Source organism: Mesorhizobium denitrificans (assembly GCF_003403035.1).
Taxonomy (GTDB): domain Bacteria; phylum Pseudomonadota; class Alphaproteobacteria; order Rhizobiales; family Rhizobiaceae; genus Mesorhizobium_G; species Mesorhizobium_G denitrificans.
In genome coordinates this window covers 184,993-211,475 of the sequence record NZ_QURN01000004.1, presented here as the reverse complement: position 1 = coordinate 211,475, position 26,483 = coordinate 184,993, and the positions used below count along the sequence as shown (strand labels likewise).

The following is a 26,483-nucleotide window of genomic DNA, read 5'->3' as shown; positions in this document are numbered from 1 at the left end:
CCTATGCCTTGGGCGCTGCTTCCAGCGCTGCCTCAAAGTGCGTAACTGCTGCCGCAAACTTGTCGCGGCAGCCAGGATTACAGAAGCCGACAGTCTTTCCCTTGTACATCGTCAGCGAATCCTCGGAGATCGGCTTTCCCGACCACGGACAGGTTTCGTTGACGGCATCCGCAAGCGAAAGCCCGTCGCCATTCATTAGGCCGCCTCAGCAGCCAATCGCTGTGCCTTCTCGATCGCTTCCTCCATGGAGCCAACCATGTAGAATGCTGCTTCCGGCAGGTGATCGTACTCGCCAGCGACAAGACCCTTGAAGCCCTTGATCGTATCCTTGAGGTCGACCAGCTTGCCCGGCGAACCTGTGAACACTTCCGCAACGAAGAACGGCTGCGACAGGAAGCGTTCGATCTTGCGAGCGCGAGCCACGGTCAGCTTGTCCTCTTCGGAAAGCTCGTCCATGCCGAGAATTGCGATGATGTCCTGCAACGACTTGTAGCGCTGCAGCGTCTGCTGCACCGTACGTGCCACCTGATAGTGCTCTTCACCAACAACCATCGGGTCAAGCATACGCGACGTGGAGTCGAGCGGGTCAACCGCCGGGTAAATGCCCTTTTCAGCGATTGAGCGCGAAAGCACGGTCGTTGCGTCAAGGTGGGCAAACGATGTTGCTGGCGCCGGGTCGGTCAAGTCGTCGGCAGGAACGTAGATTGCCTGCACCGAGGTGATCGAACCCTTGGTCGTGGTGGTGATGCGTTCCTGCATCTGGCCCATATCCGTTGCGAGCGTCGGCTGATAGCCCACAGCCGACGGAATACGGCCGAGCAGTGCCGACACTTCGGAACCCGCCTGCGTAAAGCGGAAAATGTTGTCGACGAAGAAAAGCACGTCCTGACCCTGATCGCGGAAATGCTCAGCAACCGTCAGACCCGAGAGAGCAACGCGAGCGCGGGCTCCCGGCGGCTCGTTCATCTGGCCGTAAACCAGCGCAGCCTTCGAGCCTTCGCCGCCGCCATGCTTGTTCACGCCCGATTCGATCATTTCGTGATAGAGATCGTTGCCCTCGCGGGTGCGCTCTCCGACGCCTGCGAACACGGAGTAGCCGCCGTGCGCCTTAGCAACGTTGTTGATCAATTCCATGATGAGAACGGTCTTGCCGACGCCAGCGCCGCCGAACAAGCCGATCTTGCCGCCCTTCGCATAAGGAGCCAGCAGATCAACGACCTTGATACCGGTGACGAGGATCTGTGCTTCCGTCGACTGCTCGACATAGGCCGGAGCATCCTGGTGAATAGCGCGCTTCGACTTTGTGGTCAGCGGGCCCGCTTCATCAACTGGCTCACCGATAACGTTCATGATTCGGCCAAGCGTTTCATCGCCGACCGGAACCATGATCGGAGCACCCGTGTCGACAACTGCCTGACCACGAACCAGACCTTCCGTCGAGTCCATCGCGATGCAGCGAACGGTGTTTTCACCCAGATGCTGCGCAACTTCGAGAACAAGGCGATTGCCGCCATTGTTGGTCTCGAGCGCGTTCAAAATCGCCGGAAGATGTTCGTCGAACTGGACGTCGATAACAGCGCCGATGACCTGGCGAACTTTGCCTTTCGGTCCCTTGGCCATGTTGTAGTTCGCCGTCGCGCCACGGGTTTCGACCTTGCCCGGCTTTCCTTCCGCAACAAGCTTGGCCGCTTCTTTCGCTGAAGCGGACTTCGCCGCCGTGGCGGGAGCGGCAGACGCCTTCACCGCCGTCTTTGCGGTCGTCTTCGGGGCCGCCGTCTTTGCGGCAGTCGTCTTCGGAGTCGCTGCTTTCGCCATCCTGATTACCCTTTTTCGTCCTTGTGTCCTGTACGCCGACTATCCGACCGTCGGCCTAGAGCGCTTCCGCGCCCGAAATAATTTCAATGAGTTCCTTGGTGATCTGCGCCTGACGCTGGCGATTGTATGTGATCGACAGCTTGTTGATCATGTCGCCGGCATTGCGCGTAGCGCTATCCATCGCGCTCATCTTTGCGCCCATTTCACCGGCCGCATTTTCGAGCAGCGCACGGAAAATCTGGACAGCAATATTGCGCGGGATCAGATCGGCAAGAATTTCACCCGGTTCGGGCTCGTATTCGTAAACCGCTGAGGCTTCGGGACCAGATGCTACCGGCGCTGCAGCAGGAATAATCTGCTGCGCGGTAGGTATCTGCGCAATCACCGACTTGAACTCGGAGTAGATCAACGTGCAAACGTCGAACCCACCCTCGTTGAAAAGCTCAATAACCTTCTCTGCAATTGCCTGCGCATTCACAAAGCCGATCTGCTTGACTTCGCGCAACTCAACCCGATCGATGATGAGGTTGCTGAAGTCGCGACGCAGAATGTCGTGACCCTTTTTTCCGACCGTAATAATCTTCACGGTCTTGCCCGCGCTGAGCAGCTTACGTGTCGTTTCGCGTGCAAGGCGTGCGATTTGCGAGTTGAAGCCGCCGCAAAGGCCGCGCTCAGCGGTGCAGACGACAAGCAGATGCGTGTCGTCCTTGCCTGTGCCGGTCATCAATGCCGGCGCGTCACCACCACCGCCAACAGCAGCACTGATGTTGGCAAGCACAGCACCCATGCGCTGCGAATATGGACGCGCCGCTTCCGCCGCTTCCTGTGCGCGGCGCAGTTTCGCCGCGGCGACCATCTGCATCGCCTTGGTGATTTTCTGCGTCGCCTTCACCGAGGCGATGCGGTTGCGGAGGTCTTTTAGCGAAGCCATATCGTCAGGTCCGGTCCGTCTTCGCGCTTATGCAAAGGTCTTGGCGTAAGAATCAATCTCGGCTTTGAGCTTGGCACGCAGATCGTCCGAAAGCGCCTTTTCGGTACGGATACCGTCCAGAACTGCCTTGCCGGGGCCGCGCATGTGAGCCAACAGACCCTGCTCAAACTTGCCAACTTCGCCAACCGTGAGCTTATCGAGATAGCCGTTCACACCTGCGAAGATCACAGCAACCTGCTCTTCCGTCTTGAGCGGCGAGAACTGCGGCTGCTTCAGGAGCTCCGTCAGACGCGCACCGCGGTTCAGAAGTCGCTGCGTTGCAGCGTCAAGGTCCGAGCCGAACTGTGCGAATGCCGCCATTTCGCGGTACTGCGCAAGCTCACCCTTAATCGAACCCGCAACCTGCTTCATCGCCTTGATCTGTGCCGACGAGCCGACGCGCGACACCGACAGACCGACGTTCACAGCCGGGCGGATACCCTGGAAGAACAGGTTCGTTTCAAGGAAAATCTGTCCGTCAGTGATCGAAATCACGTTGGTCGGAATGTAAGCCGAAACGTCGTTTGCCTGCGTTTCAATAACGGGCAGAGCGGTCAGCGAACCGGCGCCATTGTCGTCGTTGAGCTTCGCAGCGCGCTCCAGAAGACGGGAGTGCAGATAGAAAACGTCGCCCGGATAAGCTTCACGTCCCGGCGGACGACGAAGCAGCAGCGACATCTGGCGATAAGCAACAGCCTGCTTGGACAGATCGTCATAGCCGATCAGCGCGTGCTGGCCGTTATCGCGGAAATATTCGCCCATCGCGCAGCCTGCGAACGGCGCAATGAACTGCAGCGGTGCCGGATCCGATGCGGTCGCGGCAACGATGATCGAATATTCGAGCGCGCCGCGCTCTTCGAGCACCTTCACGAACTGCGCAACGGTCGAGCGCTTCTGGCCGACAGCGACGTAAACGCAATATAGCTTTTCTGAGTCCGGGCCGCTCTGGTGAATGGCCTTCTGGTTCAGAATGGTATCGAGGATAATCGCGGTCTTGCCGGTCTGGCGGTCACCGATGACCAGCTCGCGCTGACCACGACCAACCGGGATAAGAGCGTCGATAGCCTTGAGGCCGGTCGACATCGGCTCATGCACCGACTTGCGGGGGATGATGCCAGGAGCCTTGACGTCAACGCGGCGGCGTTCCGTCGCCTTGATCGGGCCTTTGCCGTCAATCGGATTGCCGAGTGCGTCAACCACGCGGCCGAGAAGCGCCGGACCAACCGGAACGTCCACGATTGCGCCCGTGCGCTTAACCGTATCGCCTTCCTTAATGTCGCGGTCGTTGCCGAAAATCACGACGCCGACATTGTCAGCTTCGAGATTCAACGCCATGCCGCGAATGCCGCCCGGGAATTCGACCATTTCACCGGCCTGAACATTGTCCAGACCGTAAACACGGGCGATACCGTCGCCAACGGAGAGGACCTGTCCAACTTCCGTAACCTGGGCCTCACGGCCGAAATTCTTGATCTGGTCCTTAAGGATTGCGGAAATTTCCGCGGCGCGGATGTCCATCAGCCGACCTCTTTCAGTGCAAGCTTGAGCGAATTGAGTTTGGTTTGAAGTGACGTATCAATCTGGCGGGAACCCATCTTGACGATGAGCCCTCCCAGCAAAGACGGATCAACTGTGACGTTGATCGAGACATCCTTGCCGGCAATACCCTTGAGTGCAGACTTGAGTTCGGTCTGCTGCGCGGCGCTCAAAGCGTGCGCGGAAATGACGTCTGCCGAGACTTCGCCGCGCGCTTCGGCGGCGATGCGCCGGAAGGCAGCGATCATGCCCGGAACCGCGAACAGGCGGCGATTGCGCGCAACGACCCGCAGGAAGTTTCCGGTCAGGCCGCTGATCTTCGCTTTATCAGCGACAGCGCCAATGGCCTTGAACTGATCGTCCGCCGAAAATACCGGGCTTTTGATAAGCCGGTCGAGATCCGGGCTGGAGGCCAGCATTTTTTCGAATGAAGAAAGGTCTGATTCGACCTTGGCGACCGCTTTGGAATCGGATGCCAGCTCAAAAAGTGAGCGTGCATAGCGCTCTGCAACGGCGGAAATGGGCGATGATGAAGATGCCACGGTCCGTCAATTCTCTTGTCTGACAGGCCGAAGATTTTTGGCTTAGAGTGTGAAACTCGGGCTAAATCTCTGACCTAATTACGATCTTAGTGCCTTGAGGGAGGTAGGAACGCCGCGTGTGCGCCGTAGTCCCCCGGCGAAAACCGCTTGCCGTCTAGCACAGGCTTTTCCATGCTGCAACACGGGTAACAGGGCTGATTTCAACAGATTTGTCGCACCTGCCGAGAAGCTTCGCAAGCTTGCACGAGACTCAAGCGAGCCAACCCAGCGCAAAGGCTATGGAAGCCGACGCCAGAATGAGCTCCAGCACGAGCCACGCAAAGTTCGCCGGCGTCAGTCCAGCATCCGAAAGCATCGAGATAAGCCGGCCAAAAGCGGTCAGAAGCCAGCTAAAGCCCAGCGCCAGATATAGAAGCGGCTGGCCCAACAGAATGCAGCAGAGCGGCAGTCCGAGATAAAACCCGGCCATGCGTCCGCGAATCTCTGCCTGCGCCTCCGGATGCCCATCGGTCGTTCTCAAGCGCATAACGCGCATCGAGATGCCCGGCGCGAATAGAAAAAATATGCCAAGCAGTGTCGTGAAGGCCGCAACGCCGAATGCAATCCATTCCGCGTTGCTTACCGGCCATGGAAAAGCGATATCCATTAAACATCCCCCAAGATGCGTTCTGCGCATTGAAGGACGCAGCCGCTTCGAGTCAAGCGAATGCTACAGGAAGCTTTGCGGATCAACATCCACCTGAATGCGCACTGAGCCGCGCAGCTTCGGCCCGCTAGCCAGCATTGCCCGCAGGAAGGTTTGAATATCTGAGCGCCGTCCTCCGTGAATGAGCAGCCGGAACCTGTGACGCCCCGCGACAAGTGCCAGCGGCGCTTCCGCTGGACCCAGTACATGTATGTCAGGCGAATCAGGTGCGGCGCGGCGCAGCCCGCGCGCATGCCCTTCCGCATCGGCGCGACTGTCGGCGCTGACGATAATGGCAGCCAGCCTGCCAAACGGCGGCAGCGCGGCCCGTTCGCGCTCGGCAATCTCGCGTTCGTAAAACGCGCTGCTGTCGCCGGAGACGATAGCCCGCATAACCGGATGATCCGGCTGATAGGTTTGAATCAGGCCGCGACTTTTCTTGCCGGTGCGGCCGGCGCGGCCCGTAACCTGACTCAGAAGCTGGAACGTGCGCTCGGCTGCGCGCGGGTCGCCATTGGCCAACCCAAGATCAGCATCGACAATGCCAACCAGCGTCATATTCGGAAAATGATGCCCCTTCGCTACAAGCTGCGTACCGATCACGATGTCGGCCTCGCCGCCCGCAATTGCTTCCAGCTCCATTCTCAGTCGTTTCGTTCCACCAAGAAGATCGGAGGAGAGCACAATCGTTCGCGCGTCAGGAAAGTGCGAGACTGCTTCTTCGGCGATGCGTTCGACACCCGGCCCGCAGGCGACAAGATGATCGACCGTTCCGCATTCGGGGCAAGCGTCTGGCCGCTTTTCGGTGTGGCCGCAATGGTGGCACACAAGCTGCCCCCGAAAACGATGCTCCACGAGCCAGGCTGAACACTCGGGACATTGGAACCGATGGCCGCATACACGGCAAAGTGTCAGCGGCGCATATCCCCGGCGGTTGAGAAAAAGCAGTGCCTGCTCACCACGGTCGAGCGTTTCGCGAATCGGGCCAAGCAGCGCGGGCGATAGAAACCCGCCGCGCGCGGGCGGTGCGCGCCGCAGATCGATTGCCTTCAATTCCGGCAGCGCCGCATCCGCATAGCGGCCACGCAGCTCGACGCAAGTGTACCGCCCCTGCATGGCGTTCACTTTGCTCTCCACGGAGGGCGTTGCTGAAGCCAGCACGACTGGAAACTTGCCCAAATGCCCGCGCACAACCGCCATGTCGCGCGCATTATAAAAGACGCGGTCTTCCTGCTTGTAGGCAGGGTCGTGCTCCTCATCGACCACGATAAGGCCGAGTTCCTTGAAGGGCAGGAACAGCGCAGAGCGTGCACCAGCGACCACGCGCACCGTGCCTTCCACCGCCTGCCGCCAAACGCGTTCACGCATGCGCGGCGCGAGATCGGAATGCCATTCCGCTGGCTTTGCGCCAAAACGGTCCTGAAATCTTTCCAGAAAGGCTTGGGTCAGCGCAATTTCCGGCAGCAGGATCAGCACCTGCCTGCCCTTGGCCAGTGCCGCCGCAACAGCCTCGAAATAAACCTCCGTTTTGCCCGAACCCGTTACGCCGTCCAGCAGCGTCACGCCAGGCCTATCGCTCGCGACACCGTCGCGCAGAACCTGCGCGGCGCTCATCTGGTCAGGCATCAAATCCGGCAGCGCATAGGATGGATCCGGCGCGGGCACGACCGGCCTCGGCGGCAGCATCACAGTTTCAAAAACGCCCTGCGCCTTCAATCCGTCGATGACCGTGGAAGAAACGCCAGCCGCATGTGCAAGCCCGGAGCGCGTCCAGGCGGGAGCTTCCGACGCTAGCGCGAGCACGCGTCTGCGCGCATCAGTCAACCTGTCCGGCTCTACGTCCGTGAGTTGAATGCCTTCGCTCCAGGGCTCAGGATCAAACGCCGCAGGCGCGCGCAACAAAAGCCGTGCGACCAGTCCCGGCGGAGTTAGCGTATAGGCCGCGACCCAATCGACGAAGCGCCGCGCGGTTTCATCGATCGGCGGACAGTCGAAAATCTCTTCGACCTGCCGCAACCTTTTCGATTCGATGTTTTCGACCGGTGTATCCCATACAATGCCGGCCACTTGCCGCGGTCCCAGAGGCACGCGCACGATCGAGCCCGGCACCGCTTCCATGCCTTCCTGCAGCACATAGGAATAGGGTCGCTCCGCCGGCATAGGCACGAGCACGGGCACCACCTTCATTTCGCGCGAATCTCCTGTCATGGCGCGTGACCTTGCCCCGAACTTGGTCTAGAGCAAAGTCAGGAAGACGGGCACAACGCCTTCAAGCGACAGGAGATACACATGAAGTTCTTCGTGGACACGGCCGATGTAAAGGAAATCAAGGAGCTGAACGATTTAGGGCTCGTAGACGGTGTGACCACAAATCCGTCGCTCATCCTGAAGTCAGGCGGCTCTATTGCTGAAGTCACCAAGCAGATTTGCGATATGGTTGAAGGCCCGGTCTCTGCCGAAGTCGTGGCGACCGACTATGATGGCATGATGCGTGAAGCCGAAACTCTGGCCAAGATCGCCGACAATGTGTGCATCAAGGTGCCTCTGACGCTCGATGGCTTGAAAGCTTGCCGCGCCATTCGCAAGCAGGGCCGCCTCGTCAATGTCACGCTCTGCTTCTCGGCCAATCAGGCCCTTCTGGCTGCAAAGGCTGGCGCGAGCTTCATTTCGCCGTTCATCGGCCGGCTGGACGACATCGCCATCGACGGCATGGATCTCATCGCCGAGATTCGCCAGATCTATGACAATTATGATTACCCGACCGAAATTCTCGCGGCCTCCGCCCGCACCGTGAACCACATCAAGCAAGCGGCATTGATCGGCTCAGACGTCGTCACCGCGCCGCCTGCCGTGCTCAAGGCACTGGTCAAGCATCCGCTTACCGACAACGGCCTCAAGCAGTTCCTTGCTGATTGGGAAAAGACCGGCCAGAAAATCGGCTAACGGGAGCGCCGCCGCCGGTCGCCCAACCTTGTCGACCAACCACCCTTCCGGGCTTATCCCGAGCATCTGCTGTCCGGGCCGTAGACCCTCGGGACAAGCCCGAGGGTGACGGTTGAGCGCAAACTGCTTCGCAGGGGATCAGAACAGCCGAAAACGACTACCGGCTTTTCGTTCTTCCGGCGGCACGCCGGGATCGTCCGGCAAACGCCGAACAGGCTCATCAACCTTTTCTTCCTGCACGGAATCGTGGGCGGGCTTTTGGTCATTGTCCGCACTTAGCGGCTTTGCTTCCTCGGTTGGGTCCGCCTTAGCCGGTTCCGCCGATTCCACAACCGCATCTGCCTCATCGGGTTCTACAAGCTCGACGTCCGTTGCCACAGGCTCAGCTTCGACAATTTCGGCTTCCTCGATTGGCTGCGGTTCGGCCTCGATCATAACCGGTGCCAAGCGCTCCTCTGGCTCGATTGCAATACCCACGCGCTCGACCGGCACGCGCCATTGAAACGCATCGATCTTGCCCGTAACCGGCGATTGAGGTGCCCAATGTTCCGAAATCACACCGTCCGCGACCCACGCAGGATCACGCGGGGCCCGCACGGCACGCGCCAGGAATTCCCGAACGCGGCCCGAATCGCCACCGGCGGCCTCTTCAATGTCCGCGAGCAGCAGATAGGCGCTCTCGCGCGGGTCCATGCGAATAGACGCCTGCGCCTCCTCGCGCGCCAAACCGAATTCCTGCACGGCAAGGGCGGCGCGCGCCACCGTCAGCGCGCTTTCGGGATGGTTGCTGTGCAGAGATTGCAGCCGTTGCGCACGCGCCAATCGATCCAAAGCTGCATCGCCATGCCGTGCATGAACATAAAGCTCGGCAATTTCAGGATGCGGATGCTTGCGCCAAGCCGCCTCCAACAACTTCGATCCTTTGCGAACTTCATCCGTACGGAACAGACAGCGCGCAGCGATGAGCGCGGCTGGTACGAAGTCCGGCACAAGCCTGTTCGCTTCCAGCGCTGCCGCGCGCGCACCCACTTGATCCGTGTCGAACGTCGATATGGCCTTGGCCGTCAGCAACACGGCGCGGCGGCGATTGAACCCTTCGCGGTCGGTCTTTTGCACCGCCTTCTGGGCTTCCAGAAGTTTCAGCGCACCGTCCCAATCGCCTTCTTCGGCCTTTTCCTCGATACTCGATTCAGCGGCCCATCCAAGTTGCGGCGCTACATGGGCTGCCCTTGATGCATAGTGACGGGCAGCTTCCCGATTTCCCTGTCGAGCCGCCTCAAGATAAAGCCCGCGCAATCCCAGCAAGCGCGTTTCGGGATCGTCGATCATCTGCTCAAACTTGTCGCGCGCGGCTTCGTGGTTGCCTTCGAGCATCAGCGTTTGCGCCTCAAGCAACTGAATTAGCGGTTCCTGATCTGAACGGATAAGCTTTGCCGCTTCCTTGTTCTTCTGCCGCGCCAGCGCCGCGTCGCCCGCGCCCGCTGCTATCATGCCGGTCGATAGCGCCTGATAGCCCCGGTCCCGCCTGCGCACACGGAAATAGCGAGTAATCGTATAGGGGCTATTCCAGAGCGCCTTAACGACCCACCATGAAAGCATGATCGCCGCGACCAGTCCGACGACCGCCACGGCAGCGACCATGAGAGACACCTGATATTGGTATCCATCAAAGGTAACGACCATGTCGCCGGGGCGGTCGGCCAACCACGCAAAGCCCAACGCGATGGCACCAATAAGAATCAGGAAGTAAAGAACGCGTACCATTCGAACTCCTAGGCCGACTTCATGGCACTGGCGACAAGCTGATCAACCAGCTTGGTCACTTCAATCCGCCCCTTGATGCGGTCAGCAAGTGGGGCACCCGCCTGCTTCGCAGCTTCCGGAAGGCCGTCATATTCAGCCAGCGCCTTCTGCAAATCGCCAGCCTTAAGCGCAATTTCCATGCGCGCAACGCGTGCGCCCGGTTCATCACCTTCCACAGATCCGACCGGCCTCACCTTAACGACGGACCGTGCGCTGTCCATCAAGCGCTGCCAAATACCAGCGCTCGGATTTTCCGGCTCGCTCGCCGCAATCATGGCATCCGCCGCTTGCGGAAAAGACGCGACGAGATCGGCCTCCGTCGCGACACCCTGATCCGCATATTGGCGAAGCGCGGCCAATTCTGGCGCGTTGGGCGCAATCGCCGCGAAGGTTTCGGCTTCTGCCGCGAACGGTCCGCCGCGATCCACAGCCGATTTGAGCGCTGCCGCTGCGATAGCCAGCGCCACCTTCGGCTGCGAAGCCTGCTGCTCCACCTTGCCTGTCAGCGTGCTGAGCGATTGTTCAATTGCGCCGATTCGTGTGTCGCTGTTTGCAAGCGAATCCGCTGCCGCGGTCACTTTGCTTTCCATCTCGGCAATCTTGCTTTCAACGTCCTGCGCAACGGCAGGAGCCGTTTCCAGCTTCTTGATGCGCTCATCAAGCGCAGCGACCGCAGCACCATCGCCCGCACCGCCCGATTCAACGGCCGACTTCAACCCTGCTACGTCAGATTTTAGCTGATCGAGCGCAGAAGCGAGTCCAGCATCAGCCGATGGTGCCGTCTTGAGGCTATCCAACTCACTCTTTAGAGCGCTGATCTGCGATTCAACCGGCTCCAGCGATGGCACAACCGCCGTGCTACCCGGCGAACCGATCACGCCTGCGGCCTGTAACCCGTAGAATCCGCCAAGCGCGAGGACCGCACCTATCACTCCTGCTGCAATATTGGACATACCGCCCTGCTTTGCCGGAGCCGGACGGTTGCTTGCAGGCCGTGGCTCAGGGTCCGCACGCCCAAATGAGTAATCCGATTTCCGCGTAGGTTCTTCCGCAGCTTCAGGCTTTCGTTCCTCAACAACAGGTTCGCCCTCAACCTCCAGCAGTTCGGCGTCCGGCTGGGCGGGCACTTCGATGCTTTCGATTGATTCCGTAGTTTCCGGTTCCGCTGGCGCTGCCGCAATCGGCTCTTCCACGCGCTTCACGTCATCCGAGCCAAGCTCGATGGTTACGGGCGCGCGTTGCGTCTTGCTGTGGCGCGTTCTCGGGGTCTTGACCATGTCCGGCCTCCGAAATTCAAGGACGTGCCAAAGACCTAGCACACCCGTCGGTCATAGGAACAGTCCGCGCTCTGCCGCTCAAGGATTCAAGAGAGCAAAAAGAGCGTCTTCGTCGGGGTGGTCAGCGATGCGAATCTTTGCTGTTTCCACCCCTTCGAACCGCGCCGCAATGCGCTCTGAAAGGCAGCAATGCACAGTCTTTGAAAAAGTTTCGGCCATTTCGGGCCGCTCAACCAGTTTTCGTAGCGCCTCAGCAGCCTTGGCCGAATAGACAAGCGCCGCGGCGATCGGTCGCCCCGTTCGAAGCGCCTCGATTTCAGCTTCAGAAAGTTCCACCGGTTCGGTGTCATAAACTTCTATGGGAATGACCCGCATGCCAGCCATTTCAAGCCTTGCCTCGAAATTCGGCTGCCGAACGCGCCCCGCCAGATAGGCAATCGCGCCGCTCACCTCCGCGCCGATAATCGCATCTGCAAGCGATTGGGCATCGCCTGCAGCCTGCACAACATCGGCAAAGCCTGCCGCTCGTGCGGCGGCGCCAGTGCGCTCACCAACAGCAAAGCACGGCTTTTGAGACAGCGCCTCAATTAATTCTCTCGGCGAATGGCGCAGCGCGTTGACGCTCGTTACGGCAACGGCTTCGCAATCCGGCACATTATCCGCCGCGGGCAGCGTCGCGATTCGCGACAAGGGCAGCACCACGGCTTCAAACCCCATCGCGCAAAGTCGGCTGGCGGTCGCCGAAGCGCCGGGCTCGGGCCGCGTGACCAGAACCCGCTTCATGTCAGACCCAGCTTTCAAAAAAGCCATCGCCCGCTTCTGCCCGAATTGCGTCTCCGGCCTCGCGACCGATTGTAGCGGCCTCATCCGCGCGCCCAACCCGCTCGATAGAATGGCTGCGCTTGCCATCCGGCGTCAGGATCAGCCCGCTGAAACGGAGCGCATCACCGTCAATCCGCGCATGTCCAGCAATCGGCGTGCGACAAGAGCCATCCAGCGCGGCCAGAAATGCCCGCTCACACGCCAACGCCAGACCCGTATCGCGATCGTGAATCGCAGCGACCATCGCGGTCGCGCGCTCATCGCCCACGCGGCTTTCGATGCAGATCGCACCCTGTCCCGGAGCGGGTGGAAACTGCGCCTCCGGCATAATCTCCGTCGCGACATGATCCATGCCAAGGCGTTTCAGCCCTGCCAGCGCCAGCATGGTGCCGTCAGCGACACCTTCTTCCAGCTTGCGCAAACGGGTCTGCACATTGCCGCGAAAGGTAATGACGTTGAGGTCTGGCCGCATTCGCCGAATCAATGCCTGCCGCCGCAGAGAGGACGAACCAACCGTCGCACCTTGTGGCAAATCGGCGATTCGCTTCGCTGCGCGCCCGACAAACACATCCCGCACATCTTCGCGCGGCAGAAAGGCCGAAAGCTCCAGCCCATCCGGCAATGTCGTCGGCATATCCTTTGAAGAATGCACCGCAATGTCGATCCTGCCGTCCAGCAGGGCTTCCTCGAGTTCCTTTGTGAACAGCCCCTTGCCGCCTGCCTCGGAAAGCGGACGGTCCTGAATGCGGTCGCCGCTCGTGGAAATTACCTCGATGGCAAAAGCCTCCTCTGGCAAGTCATGCGCCACCATCAGCCGCGCGCGCGTTTCGCTCGCCTGCGCCAGTGCCAGCGGACTGCCCCGCGTACCTATCCTGAGAAGTCTGGTATCCATTGTCTGTTGTTTCGGCCTTATGGTCCGTGATAACCCGCAGCGGATTTAGAGCTTTAATCCAAACCCCGCAATGAGGCAGGCAGTCACCAATTGCTCCGCGTGCTTGGCATAGAAACGAGTTGCGATGAAACGGCGGCCAGCGTCGTGGCGTCGGATTCGCCTGCGCATGGCCTTATTCTGTCGAATATCGTGTTCAGCCAGATCGAGGAACATGCCGCTTTCGGTGGCGTCGTGCCGGAGATTGCTGCGCGCGCCCATGTCGAGGCGTTGGATGGCATCGTGCAGGCCGCGCTGGATGAAGCTGGCGTTACCCTTGCCGACATTGACGCCGTCGCAGCTACGGCCGGGCCGGGGCTGGTCGGCGGCCTGATCGTCGGACTGATGACTGCCAAGGCAATCGCCGCCGCATCGGGCAAGCCATTGCTCGCCGTGAACCATCTCGAAGGTCATGCGCTCACCGCGCGCCTCACAGATGGCGCTGCCTTTCCTTATTTGCTGCTGCTCGTTTCGGGTGGCCACACGCAGATTGTTCTGGTGCGGGGCGTTGGCGAGTACCAACGCTGGGCCACTACAATCGACGATGCGCTTGGCGAAGCCTTCGACAAGACCGCCAAGATTCTCGGCCTGCCGCATCCCGGCGGTCCAAGCGTCGAGCGCGCCGCTGCCAGCGGTAATCCTACCCGCTTCGCATTTCCGCGCCCTATGAAGGGATCGCATCAGCCAGACTTTTCCTTCTCCGGCCTCAAGACCGCGGTCCGTCAAGCCGCAACTGCAATCGCGCCGCTCACGGATCAGGACGTCGCCGATATCTGTGCCTCGTTTCAGCAAGCCATTGCTGACACGCTGCATGAGCGCGTAGGCCGCACGCTCGCGCGCTTTCGGCAGGAGTTTCCCGATTGCCCAACTCCCGCGCTCATCGTGGCTGGAGGTGTCGCCGCCAACAAGCGCGTGCGCACAACGCTTGATGCGCTCTGTGCCGAATACGGCTTCCAGTTCATCGCTCCGCCCGGCGTGCTCTGCACAGACAATGCCGCAATGATTGCGTGGGCTGGAATCGAACGCCTGCAAGCCGGACTGGAATCGGAAAACCCGATGGCATTTGCGCCGCGCTCGCGCTGGCCACTGGATACAATATCGGCTCCCGTTGTCGGGTCGGGCCGCAGGGGAGCCAAGGCATGAATCCGTGGCGCATAACCGTGCTTGGTGGCGGCGCGTGGGGCACGGCCCTTGCCGCAGCGCTGCGCCGCGCAAGCCAGCAGGTCACGCTTTGGGCGCGCGACACGGAAACGGCCAAAGCCATTTCGATCGGTGAAAACCCGCGCTACCTGCCCGGCATCCGCTTGCCCGGCGACATTGTTGGAACCACCGATTCCGCGCACGCGCTCGACGGCACCGATTGCGTGCTGATTGTCGTGCCAGCCCAATCTCTGCGCGATACACTGGATGGGCTCGCTTTTCGCATTCCGCCGCATGTTCCAGTCGTGCTTTGTGCCAAGGGCATCGAGCGCAGCACCGGACTGCTGCTCTCCGACGTTGCGCGCGAACATCTGCAAGGCAATCCGCTGGCCGCGCTGTCCGGCCCCAGCTTCGCAACCGATGTTGCGCGCGGGCTTCCCACCGCAGTCGTTGTGGCAGGCGAAGATGAATCGCTGGCGGCGCTCATGGCGCTGCGCTTTTCCTCTGAAACATTCCGCTGCTATTCGAGCGATGACCTGACCGGCGTTGAAATCGGCGGAGCGCTGAAAAACGTCTTTGCCATCGCCGCTGGCGCTGTCACCGGCGCAAATCTCGGCGCCAGCGCGCAGGCCGCCATGGTCACGCGCGGCTTTGTGGAGCTGCGCCGCATCGCCGCCGCCTTTGGCGCACGGCCCGAAACGCTCATGGGGCTTTCCGGTCTCGGCGATCTGATGCTCACCTGCTCAACCGTGCAGTCGCGCAACTTCGCTTATGGCCTTGCGCTTGGGCGCGGCGAATCGCTTGACAATTTGCCCCTGGCCGAAGGTGTTGCGACGGCGGGCATTGCTGCCAAGGTTGCCGCCGATCACGGTGTCGAAGCGCCCATCATCAGCGCTGTCGCCCAGATTCTGAAGCGAACCGTCACAATTCAAGAAGCGGTTCAGCAATTGATGAACCGCCCTCTCAAGACCGAAAGCGAATAGGAGCCATCATGCTGTTTGCATTTCTCTGCAAGGATAAACCCGGTCACCTTCAGGTGCGCCTGGATACCAGACCGGCCCATGTCGAACATCTTACCGCGCTCAATGCTGCTGGAACGCTCAAGTTCGCCGGTCCTTTCCTCGGCGAAGACGGCAAGCCCACTGGTAGCCTCGTGGTAGTTGAAGCCGCAGACCTTGCCGCTGCTGAAAAGATCGCCGCTGATGATCCTTATGCAAAGGCTGGCTTGTTCGAGAGCGTTCAGGTCAAGGCGTGGAACTGGGTATTTAACAATCCCGCAAACGCGTGAGGGCAGCCATGAACTACTGGCTTTTCAAGTCCGAACCCGACGTCTTTTCCTTCGATGATTTGAAGGCCAAAGGCCAGAAAGGCCAGGAATGGGATGGCGTGCGCAATTATCAGGCGCGCAACAACATGCGCGCCATGCAAATCGGCGACCTCGGCTTTTTCTATCATTCCAATATCGGGCTTTGTGCGGCTGGCATTGTTGAGGTTTGCGCGCTCGCCCACCCCGATTCCACCGCCGATAATCCCACATGGGAGTGTGTCGATGTCCGCGCCGTGCGGGACGTTCCCAACCCACCGACGCTGGAACAGATCAAAGCCAATCCGAAGCTTTCGAAGATGGTTCTCGTCAACAATTCGCGGCTTTCGGTGCAACCGGTCACGCCGGACGAGTGGAAGGAAGTCTGCCGCATGGGTGGGGTCGATCCCGCGCCTTGAGCGTTGGCTCACACCCATGCGCACCTCACGTGAGTTCATCCTCGAAAACACGGTATTGATGTCGCCGCCGCATGTGCCGGAGATTCGGCTGCATCTGGCGGACGAAGCACATGCGCTTTGGCAGAAGACCGAGGAAGAGCTTGCCGCCATCGGCCTGCCGCCACCCTTCTGGGCATTTGCCTGGGCGGGCGGACAAGGGCTGGCGCGGCATATTCTCGACAATCCGCATCTCGTTGCCGGCAAGCGCGTGCTGGATTTCGCCACCGGCTCCGGGCTGGTAGCCATCGCGGCCCGCAATTCCAGCGCGGCTTCTGTATTGGCCGCTGACATTGACCCCTTCTGCGAAACGGCTGTCGCCCTTAACGCCAACGCAAATGCCGTCGATATTTCCTTCATCGGTGACGATCTGGTCGGAAATGACGGCGATTGGGATGTTGCGCTCGCAGGAGACGTATTCTACGAAAAGCCGTTCGCTGACCGCCTCATCGATTGGTTTGCGGCTTTGGCCCGTCGCGGTACGCAGATCTATGTGGGTGATCCCGGTCGCTCCTATTTGCCGAAAGATCGCCTTGAAATGCTTGCCACCTACGAGGTGCCCGTAACGCGCGCACTCGAAGACGCGGACGTAAAGAAGACGACTGTCTGGCGCTTTATTTGAAGTCGAGATAGAGCACCCCAACCGCAACGACGGAGTTCGAAATGGTTTTCGCGGGCACGAACTATCTGGCGATCCTCATCGCTGCGGTCGCGGCTTTCGCCTTCGGCGCTGTTTACTATTCCGCACTGGCCGAGCCGTGGAAACGCGCCGCCGGTATCTCCGCAGACCGTGCAAAGTCTGCCACAGGCACCTTCATTTTCACCTTCTTCGCCGAACTGGCGATGGCATGGATCATGGCGGGACTGATCGGCCATCTCGGGCCGGGACAAGTCACGCTCAAGAATGGCTTGATTTCGGCAGGCATCGTGTGGTTCGGATTCCTGCTCACCAGCACGGCTATTTCGCACCGCTATCAGGGCAAGCCGTGGAAGTTAACGCTGATCGACGCCGGGCATTGGCTTGGTGTTGCGCTTATCCTCGGCGGCGTAATCGGCGGGCTGGGCGCCTAGCGCTTCACGACCAGCACCGTTCGTTTGGACAATAGCGGCAGCAGCCTGCGCATAACCGGCTTTGACACCGCGACGCATCCCGCCGTTGGCTGGAAGCCCGGACGCGCCAGGTGAAAGAAAATAGCGCTACCCTTGCCGCGCACGCGCGGGCGGATATTCCAGTCCAGCACAATGCAGCCATCATAAAGATCGTCGTCGCGCAGCATCCGCTCATGGCTCGCCGCATAAGGCATTCGCACCGGGCGATTGTAATTCCGGTCGTCCGGCACCTCACACCAGCCGAGCGTGGGCGAAATGCGCTCCAGCGGCAACGCGGACCGGTAGGCAAACCGGCCATCCCTTATATAGCCGCGTAACAGCCGCATGTTTGCCAGCGGCGTACCGCCATCACTCTCGCGCTTCAGCATTTTGATGCCGCCGCGCCCTAAAGCACAGGGAAAAACTGTGCCGGAAACGTTCATCAGGCCCTGTGTGGGGACGCCGGGACGCGCACGAACCGTGATTCGGCCCACTTCCATACATGAATTTGTCGTTATCGCCTTGCGTCTGCCGATTTTCGGGTATGATCTTGCCACGTTTCAAATCACCGTGCCGTTCGTCGCGCTTCACAAACAGCACAACGGATAACCGGTAACAACAACGGAATTAAGAATGGCATCACGCACCATCCTGATCGTAGATGATGATGACGACCTGCGCAGCACGCTCGTTGAACAGCTATCACTCTATGAAGAGTTCAAGATTCTTGACGAACCGACCGCCGCCAAAGGTGTCGCATCGGTGCGGGCGGGACTGGTGGACCTCCTCATCATGGATGTTGGCCTGCCGGACATGGATGGCCGGGAGGCCGTCAAGGTGCTGCGCAAGAGTGGTTTCAAGGCCCCGATCATTATGCTCACGGGGCATGATACGGATTCCGACACGATCCTTGGCCTTGAGGCTGGCGCAAACGACTACGTCACGAAGCCCTTCCGCTTCGCCGTGCTGCTTGCCCGCATCCGCGCGCAGCTTCGCCAGCATGAACAGAGCGAAGACGCCACGTTTACGGTTGGGCCCTACACGTTTAAACCGAGCCAAAAGCTCATGATCGACCCGCGCGGCTCAAAAATCCGGCTAACGGAAAAGGAAGCCTCGATTATCCGATACCTTTACCGCGCCGGCAAAGCCGTTGTTAAGCGCGACACGCTGCTGGAAGAGGTTTGGGGCTACAATTCCGGCGTTACGACACATACACTTGAAACGCACGTATATCGTCTTCGTCAGAAGATTGAGCGTGATCCTTCCAAAGCCGAGATTCTTGTGACAGAAAGCGGTGGTTACAGGCTGATGCCGTAGCTTCCACGGGGTGGGTGGTGCTAGGGCGTCGGCGAGGGTGCAGCCTTTCACCGCGCCGTTAAAGCTTCGGTGAGAAGATTGCGCTCAGAATCAGTGGTTTAGTGCGTGATCGCGGGTATTTGGAATAATCCGTCCGTCGCGCCTTAGCCGGGGACAATATGGCGCTGGATGACGACATCCGTTTGCTGTCCGGCGTCGCTCTCTTCGAGAGCCTCGCTGACGAACACTTGCGCCTGCTCGCTTTCGGGGCGGAAAAGATGTCGCTGCGCGCCGGCGAAACGCTTTACATCGAAGGCGAGCCAGCACTTTGCGCTTATGTGGTCATGTCAGGCCGCATCGAGATTTATCGCGAACGCGAAACAGAAAAGATAAAGCTGGCCGATGCCGGACCAGGAACCGTGCTTGGCGAACTGGCTGTCATTGCGCCAACCCGCCGCTTGTCGAGCGCAATGGCGGCGGTCGAATCCCGCGTCATGACGATCGATCGGAAGAGCTTCCGGCGCATTCTCGAAGAATATCCGGAGCTGCCCGAACTGATACGCCGCCGCCTTGCGCGGGAATTTCAGGCGATGGTCGAGCGACTTGACGCGCTCTCGTCAAAACTGGGCGAATAGCGCCTCAGTCGGTCATCCGCATGATCACCGGCACGTGGTCGGACGGGCGATCCCATCCACGCGCTTCACGCAGAATTTCAATCTCGGCCAGATTCCCGATCATATTGGGTGAGGACCAGATGTGGTCCAGCCTGCGGCCGCGATCCGACGCGGCCCAATCCTGCGCGCGATAGCTCCACCAAGTGTAGAGCTTCTGCTCATACGGCACGTCGTGGCGCATCAGATCGGCCCAGCCGCCGCCCGTGCGCATGGCTTCCAGACCCGCAGTCTCGATGGGTGTGTGACTGACCACATTGAGCAATTGCTTGTGCGACCACACATCGTGCTCCAGCGGCGCGATGTTCAGATCACCCACCAGAATCGACGCAGATTCGCCATCGAACCCGGCGCGCACGCCGTTCATCTCATCGATAAAGCCGAGCTTGTGCTTGAATTTCGGATTAATTTCCGGGTCGGGCTCGTCGCCTCCCGCCGGAACATAGAAATTGTGCAGCAGCACCGTTTTGCCCGCCGCATTGAGCTTCACCGACAAGTGTCGCGTGTCGTCGATCTCGCAGAAGCGGCGCTTTTCCACGATCTCCAGTGGACGGCGGGAAATTGTCGCTACGCCGTGATAGCCTTTCTGTCCATGTATCGCGATGTGCTCGTATCCGGCAGCTCGCAGCGGCTCGAATGGAAAAAGATCGTCCGGGCATTTCGTTTCCTGCAAGCACAGCACATCCGGCTGATAGGAGCGCAGGAAGCGCTCTACCAATGGCATTCGCAAACGGACTGAATTGATATTCCAGGTTGCCAGTGTGAAAGTCATATTGTGCCCAAGCACGCTGTCGACGCGCTTAACTGCCAGTCAGATCGATGAAAGACAAGCGCCTAGCGCTGACCTTTCTTCTGGTTGATTTCACGATTGCGCTGATAGTTTATTTCGAACATCGACTGATCGAGTTGCACACCGTTCTGGACATTCGAGATCATCACCGTTGTGTCCTTGCCCTTGGCGTCGGTGATTGTCCATTCGAGCAATTCGCTGGTCTGCGGATTGAACTTCATGGTGATAGTCGAGTTGCCGAACACCGATTTGTCGGCAAGCTGAATCGTCGTGAGATCGTCTTCCTGTTTTACGCTTTTCACCTTGCCGCCCGAAAGGTCGATCCTGTCGTCCAGCAGCAATTTCAGCGGCGTCTTGGAGAGCGGATAGAGGTCCGAAGTCCGCAGCTTCATGTTTTCGATAACGACTGACTTGCCATCTGCAATCACGCGATAGTTTGACGGTGCGTCGTAGTTGAACCGGATTTTGCCGGGGCGCTGGATGAAGAACTTGCCGCCAGTCTGCTCCCCGCGCGGACCAAACTGCACGAAATCGCCGCGCATTGTCCGAATCGAGGCAAAGTGGTCCGCAATCTGCTGCACGGCTTCATTGGCCTGCGCCTGCGCATCCATAACCAACGCGGCGTTCGATACTGCAAACGCTCCTGCGAGCGCCAAGCCCAGCGCGGCTCTGCGGGTAAAGCTTTGCTTCGATGTATTCACTGTCATAGCGGCAATTCCAATTCCTGATCGTCAGCGGCTACGCTGCCAGTTGGGCCGAACTTTGACCCTTCAGCAATGTTCGCGAATCAAGCCTCACGAATGCGTGCGCTTACACATTTCATTTAAGGATGGCTTTGGGACGCCGCAATGGCTTCAAGCTTTGCAAGCCATGCCTCGCCTATGCCGCGCTCGCGAATGATCGAAAGCGGGTCCTGGTTGTCCAGCCGCGAAGAAACGCGATAGACCTCCAGCGTTTTGGCATTCATGTCGCCGCGCTTGTAGAAATACATCGCCGCCGCATAGCGCGCGCGGCCCGACCACGCTTCGCCGAGCGGGGAGAGAACCAACCGCCAGTTTTCGGCTTCTTCGGCGGGGTCGCTCATCTCTCACCCGGCGGGTTTGCCGTGCGGCGATCAAGCTTGATGAACGGCCGCGGCACCACTTTCGCGCGCTTCATCAGCTTGTGATATTGCAGCTCGCGCATAGCGTAGATTTCTACCCACAAATCATCAACGACCGTATCGCCATAGGGCCGCTGCAGGCTCGCAATCGCGATGTTGCGCTTTGCCGTCGGCGACCAGATTGCCGCGCTCACCAGCCCGACCTCGCGCTTGCCGCGATGATAGACAATGGCGTGTTCAGCCGGAATATTTCCCTCGATCTCCAGACCAACTAGCACATGCTTCAATGTCTTGTTCTGCCGTGCGTCAAGAATCGCGCGGCGACCATTGAAATGCCCCTTTGCCGGGTCGATCATGAAGCCGAGCCCGATTTCATCCGGCATACGCAGCCGGTCCGTCCGAATGGCGCTGTCGCCGGTCACGAAATCCGCATTTGCAACGATCAGCCCGGCTTCGATGCGCGCGCGGTTCAGCGCTGTGTAACCCATCGGCCGGATGCCATGCAGCTTACCGCCCTCGATCAACCGATCCCACAGGCTCAGCGCTTGCTTCACCGGCACAAAAAGCTCGTAGCCCAGATCACCAGTAAAGCCGGTTCGCGAAATCGTGACAGACCCCTTCTCATGCGGAAATTCCGCCAGATCGAAAATCTTCAGCTTTTCGACGCCTTTAAAACCGGCATCGCGCAGCACCGCAAACGATGTCGGCCCTTGCAGCGCAAGTCCGGCAACTTCCTGCGTTTCTTCAACAACGCTCACCTCATAGCCAATTGCGCTGTCCAGCAGCCAAGGCAGATGCCGCTCCTGACAGCACAGCCGGAACCGATCGGCTGAGAATCGAAACAGCGTGCCGTCGTCGAGCACATAGCCTTCGTCGTCACACCACGCTGTATAATGCACGCGCCCAGGCTTCAGCTTGGTCACGTTGCGCAGCGTCACGCGGTTGAGAAACGCCTCCGCATCTGGCCCCTCGATCCGGTATTTCACCATCGGCGAAATATCGAACAGCGCGGCCTGACTGCGTATCGCGAAATATTCCAGTTCGTCGTCCCACAAAGCGTGCGGCGCCTTGTAGCCCGCCCAATCGTACCAATCCTGTTGAGCGGCCAGCGCTTCAAGCCGCGGCTGAAACGGCGATGGCAAACGCAACGTCCGAAAATGCGCCTGTTCGGCCAGCTTGGTGCGCGACTTCGTCTTGGCAACAGCAACCATCGCTCAGCCCTTTCTCGCCAGCACGCGGCGCGCGGCATTTAGGCCCGGCACACCGGAAATGCCGCCGCCCGGATGCGACCCCGCACCGCCGAGATACAGGCCGTCCACGGGCGTATCGTAACCCGACCAGCCCGCGACCGGACGCGACATAAGCATCTGGTCGGCCTGCAACTCGCCATGGTGCCAATGCCCGCCCGGCATTCGGTAGCGCTGTTCAATATCCGGCGGCGTCAGCAATTCCGCGTGCCGAACCTGCTTACCGATGCCGGGTGCAACACGCTCAAGCTGCGCCATCACGGCTTTCAGGAATTTCGGTTTTCCCTTTTCCCAGCCCTCTTTCAAAGCATAGGGCGCGAACATGATGTTGGCCGAAAGCACGCAACCGCCAGCGGGCGCGAGCGAGGTGTCGCTGATGCTGGGCAGCACGATTTCCATCACCGGCTCCGGCGAGAACCCGCCATATTTTGATGGGTTGAACGCGCGCTCCACATGGTTGGTCGAAGGCGCAAACACCAGCCTGCCGCGAAGATCCTGCTCCGCAACGCCTTTGAACCCTGGCAGGCCGTCCAGCGCCAGATGCAGCTTGGCAACCGAGCCTTTCATGCGAATGTTCGTAACCTTGCGCACAAAGCCGGTGTCGAAATTGCGCGGCCCGGTCAGCTCCATCAAAGCGGCAAACGGATTGGTCGCCGCCAGCACGATTGGCGCGGTCAGTTCTTCGCCGCTGCCAAGCGCGACACCGGTCACGCGAGCGTCCTGCACGTTGATCCGCGCGACTAGCGCGTCGGTGCGCACCTGCACGCCCGCCTTGCGGGCAGCGCTTGCCATCGCCGTGATAACCGCGCCCATCCCGCCGCTCGGCGTTATCTGCGCGCCAGCCTTGCCACCAATCTCGCCAGCCAGCCGGTAGTATAGGCCAAGCAGCGAGGTCGGCGAGCGAGGCCCAAGATGGCTGCCCATCACGGCATCGAAAGCCAGCAATCCCTTGAGCCTATCATCAGTCAGGCAATCGTCGCTCACATCCGCAACATTCATCAGGAACATGCGCAGGAAGTCGCGCATATCCTCCTTGCCCAGTCGCCGCAGCGACAGCCCGATCATGCCGAGCGCAGATGTTTCGCCAAACGTCATGCCGGAAAGGTCCGGTGGGCGACGCGCCAGCATCGGCTTCAAAATGCCCGCATAGCGAATGAGTTGCGCCCGCAATTCCGACCACGCCTGCGCCTCGCTTGCCGACGCGCCGGAAAGGCCTTCGCCATAGGCACCGGTCAGAATCAGCGGCTCACCATCGGCGGAAAGAGCGACGCTCGGCATGTCGGACGCATCGAGAACAAGTCCGTTCGCTTCCAGATCCAGTGCCTTGACCACCTCTGGGTGGAGTCGGTTCAAGATATGCGCGACGGATACGCGAAAACCCGGTGCAAACTCCTCCGTTCGCGCTGGGCCGCCAAGCTCCGGCCTGGCTTCCAGCAGCGCCACGCGACGGCCCGCTTTCGCCAGCAGCGTTGCAGCCACGATACCGTTGTGACCGCCGCCAACGACGATTGCATCAAATGACGTCATGGGCCGCACTCACATGATTTGCGCCGCGCTTCAGGTCGCGCAGAATTTCCACGGCCGCGTTGCGCCCCGGCGCGCCCATAACGCCGCCGCCCGGATGTGTGGAGGAACCGCACATATAGAGCCCACCGACTGGCGAGCGATATTGCGCATAACCCGGCACCGGCCTGTTAAACAGCAATTGGTCGAAGGTCAGTTCACCCTGGAAAATATTGCCTTCCGTCAGCCCCGTTTCCGCTTCGATCTCGCGCGGCGTGCGCACTTCCATATGCACGATCCGCTCGCGGAACCCCGGCGAGTAATCCGCAATCTGGGAAATGACGCTTTCAGCAAATCCGTCACGATCGGCGTCGGTCCACTCGCGCCCACCAACCTTGGGCGGGGCATATTGCACGAAGCAACTCATGAAGTGCTTTCCCGGCGAAGCCATGGTCGGGTCCAGCGTCGTCGGAATCACCATGTCGATGAACGGATCGGCAGACCAGCGTCCCTCTTTCCAGTCATCATAGGCGCGCTCCATGCGCTCCACCGAATCGGTGAAATGCAGATCGCCCCGATAGCAAGGCGAGTCGTCAGGCAGCGCCGGGAACTCCGGCATGGAACCCAGCGCAATATTCACCTTCCCGGACGAGCCACGAATCTTGAAGTTCTTCACCCGTCGCAGGAAAATGTCGGGCAGTTCCTTCGGCTCCACCAGCTTGAGGAATGTGCGCTTCACGTCTGCGTTCGAGACGGTCAGCTTGCCCAACACCTCTTCGCCACCGGCCAGCACGACGCCTTGCGCGTGACCATTCTTCACCAGAACCTGCTCAACCTGCGCGCCGGTCCGGATCGTGCCGCCCGATGCCTGAAAAGACGCTGCCAGCGCCTGCGTCACAGCGCCCATGCCACCGCGCGCGTAACCCCATGCGCCAACCGAGCCATCAACCTCGCCCATATAGTGATGCAGCAGCACATAGGCCGTTCCCGGCGACATCGGGCCGAGCGCTGTTCCGATAATTCCAGACAGCGCAAAGTTTGCCTTGATCACATCCGTCTCGAAATATTCGTCGAGAAAATCGGAAATCGACATCGTCCAGAAGCGCATCGTCAGCGCCATCTCTTCCGCGGACATGTCGGAAAACTTTCGGCCCAGATAAATCAACTCACCAATGTCGCGCGGTTTGAAACTGGTCGGGTCGGGCGCCGTGCGCATCAATAGCGGCTGAATGAACCGGCACTGGCGCGTCACGTCGCACGCATAACGCTCATATGCCTCCGCATCCCGTGGCGAGAAGCGCGCGAACTCTCGCCGGTGCGCATGGTGATCGCGATAATTGGCGAGGTAGTCGCCATCCTGCGTAAAAACCGCGCCGCCTTCATAGGGAATCACCTGCAGCCCGAAGCGCGGCAATTCAAGATCACGCATGATCTCAGGACGAAACAGCGAACACACATAAGAACAGTTGGAATAGACGAATCCCGGCGTTAGCGACCGGCTCGTGGCAGCGCCGCCCACCCAGTCCTTCTGCTCAAGCACCAGCACATCCAGTCCGGAGCGCTGCAAATAGCAGGCATTGACCAGGCCATTATGGCCACCGCCAATGACTATTACGTCCCAGTTCTTCATGACCGAGGCATCTCCCATTGCAGTAAATCTGCCACGCCAGAGCCGCTCTTGTCCATAGCCATTGAATGTACGTTCAACAAATTGACTTGCGTTTGCTGCAGTTCAGAGTAGGCTTGAGCCATTCAGACGCAAGGTAATCGGTATTCGCGTCTGAGCCATCCGGAGCCGTAGAATGGCACTTGACATGGCTGATCCTCCCTCGTCTCAACTGCGGCAGCAGCGCACTGCGCGCGGCGTCAATAAGTCGGGCATGGACAAGATGGTCAGATTGTCATCAAGCAAAGCCATTCAGGGCGACAAAATCAAGCCGCGCACGGCGGCCAAGGATGTGCGCCGCCAACAACTCATCGAAGCGACCATCGATTCGCTTGCCAGGCGTGGCTACGCGGAAACCACGATGGCTGATGTCGCTGATGGGGCAGGCCTCTCGCGCGGCATTGTGAACTTCCATTTCGAGAGCAAGGAAAAGCTGCTTATCGCCACCTTGCAATATATGTCGGACGAATACGCCGCCCATTGGCGCACCAGTCTTGAAAAGGTTGGCGATGTGCCTGCCGATCAGCTTCGCGCACTCGTCGCGGCAGATTTCGACCGTGCCATCTGCACGCGGCGCAAGCTGGCCGCGTGGTGCGCATTCTGGGGCGAGGCAAAATCGCGCCCTACCTATCAGGCGCTATGCGGCGCTCGCGACGAAAACTACCAGCGCATTTTCTCCGGACTTTGCGGAAAGCTCCGACATGAAGCGGGTTATGATTTTGACCCGGAAGCCATTGCGCTGGCCCTTTGTTCATTGCTCGAGGGCCTATGGCTGCGTCTGATGATGGGGACCGAAAACGTTACCCGGCAGAGCGCGCTGCAATGCGCATATGAATTTTTGGCTGTGGCCTTTCCTAAGCATTTCGACCGGCCACGGGAAACCGCACAAGAAACATAAGG

The 26,483-nt window shown here is 59.8% G+C and carries 28 protein-coding genes; 10 read left to right on the top strand and 18 right to left on the bottom strand.

Annotated elements, in window-relative coordinates; all coding sequences use genetic code 11:
- Window position 1: 1 nt before the first annotated feature.
- From DY251_RS06105 to DY251_RS06075, 7 genes are all read right to left on the bottom strand, one after another.
- Window positions 2–196 carry an eL24 family ribosomal protein gene (locus tag DY251_RS06105; RefSeq protein ID WP_116622975.1) on the bottom strand — a complete coding sequence of 65 codons (195 nt, stop codon included), beginning with the start codon at window positions 194–196 and terminating at the stop codon, window positions 2–4.
- Window positions 196–1,815, bottom strand: a complete 1,620-nt coding sequence (gene atpD, locus DY251_RS06100; protein WP_116622974.1) for a F0F1 ATP synthase subunit beta — start codon at window positions 1,813–1,815, stop codon at window positions 196–198. The genes DY251_RS06105 and atpD overlap by 1 nt, the downstream gene beginning before the upstream one ends.
- A gap of 55 nt (window positions 1,816–1,870) precedes the next feature.
- A complete protein-coding gene (locus DY251_RS06095; RefSeq protein WP_116622973.1) occupies window positions 1,871–2,746 on the bottom strand; it encodes a F0F1 ATP synthase subunit gamma in 876 nt (291 codons plus the stop codon).
- 27 nt (window positions 2,747–2,773) lie between these two features.
- Complete coding sequence (gene atpA, locus DY251_RS06090) at window positions 2,774–4,303, bottom strand: F0F1 ATP synthase subunit alpha (RefSeq protein ID WP_116622972.1); 1,530 nt, start codon at window positions 4,301–4,303, stop codon at window positions 2,774–2,776.
- Window positions 4,303–4,863 carry a F0F1 ATP synthase subunit delta gene (locus DY251_RS06085; RefSeq protein ID WP_116622971.1) on the bottom strand — a complete coding sequence of 187 codons (561 nt, stop codon included), beginning with the start codon at window positions 4,861–4,863 and terminating at the stop codon, window positions 4,303–4,305. Before DY251_RS06085 ends, atpA begins: the two co-directional genes overlap by 1 nt.
- 250 nt (window positions 4,864–5,113) lie before the next feature.
- Window positions 5,114–5,509: an AGROH133_08824 family phage infection protein gene (locus DY251_RS06080; RefSeq protein ID WP_116622970.1), complete on the bottom strand. Its 396-nt coding sequence runs from the start codon at window positions 5,507–5,509 to the stop codon at window positions 5,114–5,116.
- A gap of 63 nt (window positions 5,510–5,572) precedes the next feature.
- Complete coding sequence (locus DY251_RS06075; protein ID WP_116622969.1) at window positions 5,573–7,756, bottom strand: primosomal protein N'; 2,184 nt, start codon at window positions 7,754–7,756, stop codon at window positions 5,573–5,575.
- Between the two features lie 81 nt (window positions 7,757–7,837).
- Between DY251_RS06075 and fsa the strand changes: the two genes are divergently transcribed.
- Complete coding sequence (gene fsa, locus DY251_RS06070; protein WP_116622968.1) at window positions 7,838–8,491, top strand: fructose-6-phosphate aldolase; 654 nt, start codon at window positions 7,838–7,840, stop codon at window positions 8,489–8,491.
- Between the two features lie 138 nt (window positions 8,492–8,629).
- On the opposite strand, the gene DY251_RS06065 is transcribed toward fsa, so the two are convergent.
- The 4 genes from DY251_RS06065 to hemC all read right to left on the bottom strand — a co-directional run bounded on the left by DY251_RS06065 (window position 8,630) and on the right by hemC (window position 13,285).
- Complete coding sequence (locus tag DY251_RS06065; protein ID WP_116622967.1) at window positions 8,630–10,255, bottom strand: heme biosynthesis protein HemY; 1,626 nt, start codon at window positions 10,253–10,255, stop codon at window positions 8,630–8,632.
- An 8-nt stretch (window positions 10,256–10,263) separates the two neighbouring features.
- Window positions 10,264–11,571, bottom strand: coding sequence for a COG4223 family protein (locus tag DY251_RS06060; RefSeq protein ID WP_116622966.1), 1,308 nt, complete (start codon window positions 11,569–11,571; stop codon window positions 10,264–10,266).
- A gap of 78 nt (window positions 11,572–11,649) precedes the next feature.
- On the bottom strand, window positions 11,650–12,381 hold the full coding sequence (locus tag DY251_RS06055) for a uroporphyrinogen-III synthase (protein WP_245415870.1): 732 nt from the start codon (window positions 12,379–12,381) through the stop codon (window positions 11,650–11,652).
- Window positions 12,356–13,285 carry a hydroxymethylbilane synthase gene (gene hemC, locus DY251_RS06050; protein ID WP_116622964.1) on the bottom strand — a complete coding sequence of 310 codons (930 nt, stop codon included), beginning with the start codon at window positions 13,283–13,285 and terminating at the stop codon, window positions 12,356–12,358. The genes DY251_RS06055 and hemC overlap by 26 nt, the downstream gene beginning before the upstream one ends.
- 90 nt (window positions 13,286–13,375) lie before the next feature.
- Between hemC and tsaD the strand changes: the two genes are divergently transcribed.
- From tsaD to DY251_RS06020, 6 genes are read left to right on the top strand one after another with little or no spacing between them, the layout of a single operon-like run.
- A complete protein-coding gene (tsaD, locus tag DY251_RS06045) occupies window positions 13,376–14,464 on the top strand; it encodes a tRNA (adenosine(37)-N6)-threonylcarbamoyltransferase complex transferase subunit TsaD (protein ID WP_116622963.1) in 1,089 nt (362 codons plus the stop codon).
- Complete coding sequence (locus DY251_RS06040) at window positions 14,461–15,444, top strand: NAD(P)H-dependent glycerol-3-phosphate dehydrogenase (RefSeq protein ID WP_116622962.1); 984 nt, start codon at window positions 14,461–14,463, stop codon at window positions 15,442–15,444. Before tsaD ends, DY251_RS06040 begins: the two co-directional genes overlap by 4 nt.
- 8 nt (window positions 15,445–15,452) lie before the next feature.
- Complete coding sequence (locus DY251_RS06035; RefSeq protein WP_116622961.1) at window positions 15,453–15,749, top strand: YciI-like protein; 297 nt, start codon at window positions 15,453–15,455, stop codon at window positions 15,747–15,749.
- An 8-nt stretch (window positions 15,750–15,757) separates the two neighbouring features.
- Window positions 15,758–16,183, top strand: a complete 426-nt coding sequence (locus DY251_RS06030; protein WP_116622960.1) for an EVE domain-containing protein — start codon at window positions 15,758–15,760, stop codon at window positions 16,181–16,183.
- A gap of 16 nt (window positions 16,184–16,199) precedes the next feature.
- On the top strand, window positions 16,200–16,841 hold the full coding sequence (locus DY251_RS06025) for a class I SAM-dependent methyltransferase (protein WP_116622959.1): 642 nt from the start codon (window positions 16,200–16,202) through the stop codon (window positions 16,839–16,841).
- 41 nt (window positions 16,842–16,882) lie between these two features.
- A complete protein-coding gene (locus DY251_RS06020; protein WP_116622958.1) occupies window positions 16,883–17,290 on the top strand; it encodes a DUF1761 domain-containing protein in 408 nt (135 codons plus the stop codon).
- Here the strand turns inward: DY251_RS06020 and DY251_RS06015 are convergent.
- Window positions 17,287–17,808: a L,D-transpeptidase family protein gene (locus DY251_RS06015; protein ID WP_116622957.1), complete on the bottom strand. Its 522-nt coding sequence runs from the start codon at window positions 17,806–17,808 to the stop codon at window positions 17,287–17,289. The two genes, DY251_RS06020 and DY251_RS06015, sit on opposite strands and share 4 nt — an antisense overlap.
- A gap of 133 nt (window positions 17,809–17,941) precedes the next feature.
- Between DY251_RS06015 and DY251_RS06010 the strand changes: the two genes are divergently transcribed.
- Both DY251_RS06010 and DY251_RS06005 read left to right on the top strand, forming a co-directional pair.
- Window positions 17,942–18,625 (top strand): response regulator transcription factor, encoded by a 684-nt coding sequence (locus tag DY251_RS06010; protein ID WP_116622956.1) that lies wholly within the window; start codon window positions 17,942–17,944, stop codon window positions 18,623–18,625.
- 158 nt (window positions 18,626–18,783) lie between these two features.
- Window positions 18,784–19,239, top strand: coding sequence for a cyclic nucleotide-binding domain-containing protein (locus tag DY251_RS06005; RefSeq protein WP_116622955.1), 456 nt, complete (start codon window positions 18,784–18,786; stop codon window positions 19,237–19,239).
- A 4-nt stretch (window positions 19,240–19,243) separates the two neighbouring features.
- Here DY251_RS06005 and DY251_RS06000 read toward each other — a convergent pair whose 3' ends face one another.
- From DY251_RS06000 to DY251_RS05975, 6 genes are all read right to left on the bottom strand, one after another.
- Window positions 19,244–20,047 (bottom strand): exodeoxyribonuclease III, encoded by an 804-nt coding sequence (locus DY251_RS06000; protein ID WP_116622954.1) that lies wholly within the window; start codon window positions 20,045–20,047, stop codon window positions 19,244–19,246.
- A 62-nt stretch (window positions 20,048–20,109) separates the two neighbouring features.
- Window positions 20,110–20,772, bottom strand: coding sequence for an outer membrane lipoprotein carrier protein LolA (locus tag DY251_RS05995; RefSeq protein ID WP_116622953.1), 663 nt, complete (start codon window positions 20,770–20,772; stop codon window positions 20,110–20,112).
- Window positions 20,773–20,888: 116 nt separating this feature from the next.
- Complete coding sequence (locus DY251_RS05990) at window positions 20,889–21,149, bottom strand: hypothetical protein (protein WP_116622952.1); 261 nt, start codon at window positions 21,147–21,149, stop codon at window positions 20,889–20,891.
- Window positions 21,146–22,378, bottom strand: a complete 1,233-nt coding sequence (locus tag DY251_RS05985) for an aminomethyl transferase family protein (RefSeq protein ID WP_116622951.1) — start codon at window positions 22,376–22,378, stop codon at window positions 21,146–21,148. The genes DY251_RS05990 and DY251_RS05985 overlap by 4 nt, the downstream gene beginning before the upstream one ends.
- Before the next feature lie 3 nt (window positions 22,379–22,381).
- Complete coding sequence (locus tag DY251_RS05980) at window positions 22,382–23,941, bottom strand: phytoene desaturase family protein (RefSeq protein ID WP_116622950.1); 1,560 nt, start codon at window positions 23,939–23,941, stop codon at window positions 22,382–22,384.
- A complete protein-coding gene (locus tag DY251_RS05975; protein WP_116622949.1) occupies window positions 23,928–25,547 on the bottom strand; it encodes a phytoene desaturase family protein in 1,620 nt (539 codons plus the stop codon). The genes DY251_RS05980 and DY251_RS05975 overlap by 14 nt, the downstream gene beginning before the upstream one ends.
- 250 nt (window positions 25,548–25,797) lie before the next feature.
- Here DY251_RS05975 and betI point away from each other — a divergent pair, with 250 nt between their 5' ends.
- Window positions 25,798–26,481, top strand: a complete 684-nt coding sequence (gene betI, locus DY251_RS05970) for a transcriptional regulator BetI (protein WP_116623135.1) — start codon at window positions 25,798–25,800, stop codon at window positions 26,479–26,481.
- Window positions 26,482–26,483: the final 2 nt, after the last annotated feature.

What these genes read in the sequence shown, in the direction of transcription:
- DY251_RS06105 (WP_116622975.1), bottom strand. Translation starts at nt 196, where the DNA reads ATGAATGGCGACGGGCTTTCGCTTGCGGATGCCGTCAACGAAACCTGT.
- atpD (WP_116622974.1), bottom strand. Translation starts at nt 1,815, where the DNA reads ATGGCGAAAGCAGCGACTCCGAAGACGACTGCCGCAAAGACGGCGGCC.
- DY251_RS06095 (WP_116622973.1), bottom strand. Translation starts at nt 2,746, where the DNA reads ATGGCTTCGCTAAAAGACCTCCGCAACCGCATCGCCTCGGTGAAGGCG.
- atpA (WP_116622972.1), bottom strand. Translation starts at nt 4,303, where the DNA reads ATGGACATCCGCGCCGCGGAAATTTCCGCAATCCTTAAGGACCAGATC.
- DY251_RS06080 (WP_116622970.1), bottom strand. Translation starts at nt 5,509, where the DNA reads ATGGATATCGCTTTTCCATGGCCGGTAAGCAACGCGGAATGGATTGCA.
- DY251_RS06075 (WP_116622969.1), bottom strand. Translation starts at nt 7,756, where the DNA reads ATGACAGGAGATTCGCGCGAAATGAAGGTGGTGCCCGTGCTCGTGCCT.
- fsa (WP_116622968.1), top strand. Translation starts at nt 7,838, where the DNA reads ATGAAGTTCTTCGTGGACACGGCCGATGTAAAGGAAATCAAGGAGCTG.
- DY251_RS06065 (WP_116622967.1), bottom strand. Translation starts at nt 10,255, where the DNA reads ATGGTACGCGTTCTTTACTTCCTGATTCTTATTGGTGCCATCGCGTTG.
- DY251_RS06060 (WP_116622966.1), bottom strand. Translation starts at nt 11,571, where the DNA reads ATGGTCAAGACCCCGAGAACGCGCCACAGCAAGACGCAACGCGCGCCC.
- DY251_RS06055 (WP_245415870.1), bottom strand. Translation starts at nt 12,381, where the DNA reads ATGGCTTTTTTGAAAGCTGGGTCTGACATGAAGCGGGTTCTGGTCACG.
- hemC (WP_116622964.1), bottom strand. Translation starts at nt 13,285, where the DNA reads ATGGATACCAGACTTCTCAGGATAGGTACGCGGGGCAGTCCGCTGGCA.
- DY251_RS06040 (WP_116622962.1), top strand. Translation starts at nt 14,461, where the DNA reads ATGAATCCGTGGCGCATAACCGTGCTTGGTGGCGGCGCGTGGGGCACG.
- DY251_RS06035 (WP_116622961.1), top strand. Translation starts at nt 15,453, where the DNA reads ATGCTGTTTGCATTTCTCTGCAAGGATAAACCCGGTCACCTTCAGGTG.
- DY251_RS06030 (WP_116622960.1), top strand. Translation starts at nt 15,758, where the DNA reads ATGAACTACTGGCTTTTCAAGTCCGAACCCGACGTCTTTTCCTTCGAT.
- DY251_RS06025 (WP_116622959.1), top strand. Translation starts at nt 16,200, where the DNA reads ATGCGCACCTCACGTGAGTTCATCCTCGAAAACACGGTATTGATGTCG.
- DY251_RS06020 (WP_116622958.1), top strand. Translation starts at nt 16,883, where the DNA reads ATGGTTTTCGCGGGCACGAACTATCTGGCGATCCTCATCGCTGCGGTC.
- DY251_RS06015 (WP_116622957.1), bottom strand. Translation starts at nt 17,808, where the DNA reads ATGGAAGTGGGCCGAATCACGGTTCGTGCGCGTCCCGGCGTCCCCACA.
- DY251_RS06010 (WP_116622956.1), top strand. Translation starts at nt 17,942, where the DNA reads ATGGCATCACGCACCATCCTGATCGTAGATGATGATGACGACCTGCGC.
- DY251_RS06005 (WP_116622955.1), top strand. Translation starts at nt 18,784, where the DNA reads ATGGCGCTGGATGACGACATCCGTTTGCTGTCCGGCGTCGCTCTCTTC.
- DY251_RS06000 (WP_116622954.1), bottom strand. Translation starts at nt 20,047, where the DNA reads ATGACTTTCACACTGGCAACCTGGAATATCAATTCAGTCCGTTTGCGA.
- DY251_RS05995 (WP_116622953.1), bottom strand. Translation starts at nt 20,772, where the DNA reads ATGACAGTGAATACATCGAAGCAAAGCTTTACCCGCAGAGCCGCGCTG.
- DY251_RS05990 (WP_116622952.1), bottom strand. Translation starts at nt 21,149, where the DNA reads ATGAGCGACCCCGCCGAAGAAGCCGAAAACTGGCGGTTGGTTCTCTCC.
- DY251_RS05985 (WP_116622951.1), bottom strand. Translation starts at nt 22,378, where the DNA reads ATGGTTGCTGTTGCCAAGACGAAGTCGCGCACCAAGCTGGCCGAACAG.
- DY251_RS05980 (WP_116622950.1), bottom strand. Translation starts at nt 23,941, where the DNA reads ATGACGTCATTTGATGCAATCGTCGTTGGCGGCGGTCACAACGGTATC.
- DY251_RS05975 (WP_116622949.1), bottom strand. Translation starts at nt 25,547, where the DNA reads ATGAAGAACTGGGACGTAATAGTCATTGGCGGTGGCCATAATGGCCTG.
- betI (WP_116623135.1), top strand. Translation starts at nt 25,798, where the DNA reads ATGGACAAGATGGTCAGATTGTCATCAAGCAAAGCCATTCAGGGCGAC.